General features: G+C 40.5%; 3 protein-coding genes and 2 pseudogenes. 4 read left to right on the top strand and 1 reads right to left on the bottom strand.

Annotated elements, in window-relative coordinates; translation table 11 throughout:
- The 4 genes and pseudogenes from V7659_RS22155 to manA form a co-directional block, all read left to right on the top strand.
- Positions 1-182: pseudogene (locus tag V7659_RS22155) on the top strand (zinc-dependent alcohol dehydrogenase family protein); the annotation flags it as partial.
- 53 nt (positions 183-235) lie between these two features.
- Entirely contained in the window at positions 236-1,456 is a 1,221-nt protein-coding gene (locus V7659_RS22150) for an MFS transporter (RefSeq protein WP_335542323.1), read from the top strand.
- A gap of 23 nt (positions 1,457-1,479) precedes the next feature.
- Complete coding sequence (locus tag V7659_RS22145; RefSeq protein WP_098932613.1) at positions 1,480-2,346, top strand: ROK family protein; 867 nt, start codon at positions 1,480-1,482, stop codon at positions 2,344-2,346.
- A gap of 30 nt (positions 2,347-2,376) precedes the next feature.
- Positions 2,377-3,321 carry a mannose-6-phosphate isomerase, class I gene (gene manA / locus V7659_RS22140; protein ID WP_335542320.1) on the top strand — a complete coding sequence of 315 codons (945 nt, stop codon included), beginning with the start codon at positions 2,377-2,379 and terminating at the stop codon, positions 3,319-3,321.
- 349 nt (positions 3,322-3,670) lie between these two features.
- Here manA and V7659_RS22135 read toward each other — a convergent pair.
- Positions 3,671-4,432: pseudogene (locus V7659_RS22135) on the bottom strand (fructose PTS transporter subunit IIA); the annotation flags it as partial.

Here is a 4,432-nt window from a genome sequence, read left to right as displayed (position 1 = left end):
AACTTACCATCAAGGGGTCGTTTGTGAATCCATATACTCACGATGAAGCGATTGCCCTTATTTCAAAAAAAGTGGTGGATGTAGGGGCGCTCATTTCTCATCGTTTTGGGATTGAAGAGCTTCCAGAGGCAATGGCTAGCTTCCCGAAACTTAACGTTTCTAAAGCGGTCATTAACCACTAGTTTCAGAGATTGTCGGCTTTTTAGCCGACTCTCCTAGAAAAGGAGAACCATTTATGTTTCAAATATTTAAGTCTTTTTCTACAGAATTGAAGTTTTATTTGCTGATGAATGCTTTATTTTCCTTTGGACAGGTTTTGTCGGGTGTTTTTCAAAGTGTCTTCTTGTGGAAACTCGATAAAACCTATTCTCTGCTGGCCTATTATAGTTTGTATTGGTCCATTGCCATCATCATTTGTTTTGGGCTTTGCGGGTGGCTCGCCCGAAAAACGAGCCCGATGATTACGATGCGCTTAGGGTTTGTGTTTTATCTGATTACCTATTTGATTATGCTTATTTTTCATGACACCTTAAGTCATCATATGATGTTGTTAGGATTTTCTACTGGTTTGGCCATGAGTTTGTATTATGTCGGTATGCATTTGGCCGTATTAGATTTAACCACCAATGATAACCGGGATCAATTTTTATATGTACAAAGCACTTTATTTACCATTGGAGGGGTTATCGGCCCAGTTTTATCAGGCATTATCATCTCGCAATTCAAGGGGATGACAGGTTATTATGTTGTTTTTATTGGAACATGTATCTTTTTTGTTATTTCTTTTTTCACTTCTCTAAAAGTGAAAGGGAATCCGATTACGGCCAAAAGTTATTTTTGGGATGTCATTAAGAATCCATCAAGGGAATGGAAGAAGATGTACAAGGTCATGTTTGCAGATGGAATTGTATCGGGTGTGTACGGGACCTTTTTGATTACGATGATGACATTTAAGGTCGCAGGTGGAGAGTTGAGCCTAGGCGTTTATAATACAGCGGCTGAGCTTGTAGCCATTGCTACCTTCTATATTCTCGCGAAATTCTCTAATCCGAAATATCGTCTTGCGATTTATGCGATTGGATCTATTAGTATCTTTTTGAGCTCTGTATTGGTATCAATCCTGCCGATCCTCGTTTCATTGATTATTTTTGGAATTGTTTCACCTTTAGCGAACAATATGGTTATCACTTCGATGAGTGCGATGATCTATGAGGCCATTGAAAAGGACCCTATGTACAAGGAAAAGCGCCTGGATTATATTATTATTCGTGAAATTCCATTAGGAGTTGGGAGAATCATCGGTGTCCTTATATTTTTAGTGATGAGGAAAGACTTTGATATCGAACAGCTTTTACCGATTTCCTTCAGTCTTTTTCCGATTATATATGTCATAATTATTCCATCCTTATATTTTATTTGGAGAAAATCCAAAGAGAGTTCTAAGCTGTTCGAATGAAACCTAAGAATTGGGGGATTTTTATGTTAGGTGCAATTGAAGCCGGCGGGACAAAGTTTGTTTGCGCTGTTGGTGATGAAAAGGGAACGATTATCGATCGGATTCAGATTCCAACAACTGTTCCAGAGGATACGATACCGAAGGTGATTGAATTTTTCAAGCAATATCCGATTAAAGCCATAGGGGTAGGTTCATTCGGTCCTATCGATGTCATTAAGGAAAGTCCTACTTACGGTTTTATTACATCTACTCCCAAGCCAGGATGGCGCGATTTTCCGTTCGTACAAAAAATACAAGAGGTTTTTTCTGTTCCGGTTGGATTCAATACGGATGTAAATGCAGCGGCTTTGGGAGAAGCCAAATTCGGTGCAGCGAAAGGATTGGACAGCTGCCTGTACATCACGGTTGGCACTGGAATTGGCGCCGGAGCGATTGTACAAGGGAAACTCCTGCAAGGACTTTCACATCCTGAAATGGGGCATATCCTTGTAAGACGCCATCCAAATGACGAGTATCAAGGGAAGTGTCCTTATCATCACGACTGTTTAGAAGGTCTCGCTGCCGGCCCAGCCATTGAAGCCCGCTGGGGACCGAAAGGAGACCAGCTTGTTGAGCGGCCGGAAGTATGGGATATGGAGGGTTATTATCTTGCCCAAGCCTTGATGCAATTTATTTTGATTCTTTCGCCGAAAAAAATTATCCTTGGCGGAGGAGTAATGAAACAACAACAAGTGTTTACTTCACTTAATAGGTATCTGAGGGAATTTTTGAATGAGTATGTGTCTTTGCCGGAGCTTACTGATTATATTGTGAGTCCGGGTTTAGGTGATAATGCCGGAATTACTGGTGCATTAATGCTTGCTTATCAAGCGTTTCAAGGGGATATTTAAAGATTAAAATTATTTCTGGAGGCGATTTTTGTGCAACCATTATTTTTAAAACCTGTTTTTAAAGAAAGAATTTGGGGCGGAACTGCCCTACAAAAAGAATTTGGATATGAGATTCCATCAGACATTACAGGGGAATGCTGGGCGATTTCCGCACATCCGAATGGTCCTTCTGTCATTGAAAATGGTTCATATGCTGGCACTACTTTGGACAATTTATGGCGTGAGCATCCTGAACTTTTTGGGAATCCAAAGGAAGAGGTTTTTCCACTGTTGACCAAGATTTTGGATGCTAACATGGATTTGTCCGTTCAGGTTCATCCCGATGATGCATATGCGAAGGTGAATGAAAACGGAGAACTCGGGAAGACAGAGTGCTGGTATATTATTGACTGTAAAGAAGATGCGGAGATGATTTTCGGTCACAATGCCAAAACCAAGGAAGACTTAGTTCAGCAGATTAACGAAGGAAAATGGAATGAGCTGCTGCGTAGAGTGAAAATTAAGCCAGGGGATTTTTTCTATGTCCCAAGCGGGACTGTCCATGCTTTGTGTGAAGGAACGCTAGTATTGGAAACACAGCAAAGCTCTGACACGACTTACCGGGTGTATGATTATGACCGCAGGGATGCAGAAGGAAATTTACGGGATCTTCATTTAGACAAAGCGATTGAAGTAACGACTGTGCCTCATCAAGATGCAGTAAGTTCACCTCGTTTTGAGGAAAGACAAAATACTAAGATTACGACTTTTGTTGAATCGGATTTTTTCTCAGTGTATAAATGGGAGATTACCGGAAAAGCTTCTTTTTCCTTCCGTGATCAATATTTGCTTTTAAGTGTTATCAAGGGAAATGGTTCTCTTGTTTGCAATGAGGAGCGGTATCCATTGGAGCAGGGGATGCATTTCATCATTCCGGTGGGAATAAAGGAATTTATTATTGATGGTCAATGTGAATTGATTGTGTCACATACCTAGAGGAAAAAGGGAGAGGAAGCGCCTCTCCTTTTTATATTAATCAAAAAATTAGCTTATATCGTAATATAGCTGTCATCACCGCCCCATGTTTGAATTCCCCCTTTTTAATCGAGGAGTTTAATTCTTTCATAGAAAGAGACTGATCTTATCAATAATAACCCCAAAGCGATCGAACTTTTTCTTTAATGGAACTTTTAATTTTCCAATCCATTTCATTCATCTCTCTAATTAATAATTATTAAAACGATTTTTCATGGCTTGTAGTAGAAATGCATAAAATAAGGTGTCCGCTCCATGTGGACAAAAAGGGGGATTTGTCCACGGGTGGTGCCTGACACCGTATTTCTTTTTACTCTATTTGCCCTAACAACTCTAATGCATGTTCTTTTGTTTGGATGGCAAGGAGTTGTTCTCTATATTCTTCGTTCATGAGTTTGCGTGATAGCATTTGAAGAATTTTGAGATGTTCGTTACCGGCAGCTGATTCTGGGACGGCAATCATGAAGATTAGTTTAGCTGGTGTTCCGTCATAGGCCTGCCAATCTACGCCGTCTTTTTTGATGCCAAATACGACTGAAGGTTTTACAACCGCCTTTGATTTGCCGTGTGGAATGGCAATGTTGAAGCCGATTCCTGTTGTACTTTCTTTTTCGCGGCTGATAATGGCTTTTTGAATTTACGTTTAGAGGTGATGGCTCCAACTTGATCCAGTTTTTCGATCATTTCATCAATAACAGATTCTTTCGTGGTTCCTTGGATGTCTGTACCAATTAGCTCTAAACTAATTAGATCTGTTAGTTTCATTAATAATCACTCCACATTCTTTTTCAATCCATTGACCATAAAGGCAGTGACAAATACACCAACAATAATGGCAATTAAGAACATAACTACGTTATCGATTGCTCCGAGTGCTGCGACAATGAGTCCGCCGTGTGGTACATGGTCGCCAACATGGCTTAACATCGCGATGACGGCACCGACCATTGAACCGACCATAATACTTGGTATAACGCGTAGCGGATCTTTTGCAGCGAATGGAATTGCACCTTCTGTAATACCAAATAAGCCCATGAAGAAGGCTGCTTTTCCTAAGCCCCACTCACGAATG

It is taken from the genome of Neobacillus drentensis (assembly GCF_036966985.1).
Taxonomy (GTDB): Bacteria; Bacillota; Bacilli; order Bacillales; family Cytobacillaceae; genus Neobacillus; species Neobacillus drentensis_E.
Note: the sequence above shows the minus strand (reverse complement) of the source record. Positions and strands in the feature narration are given on the sequence as shown.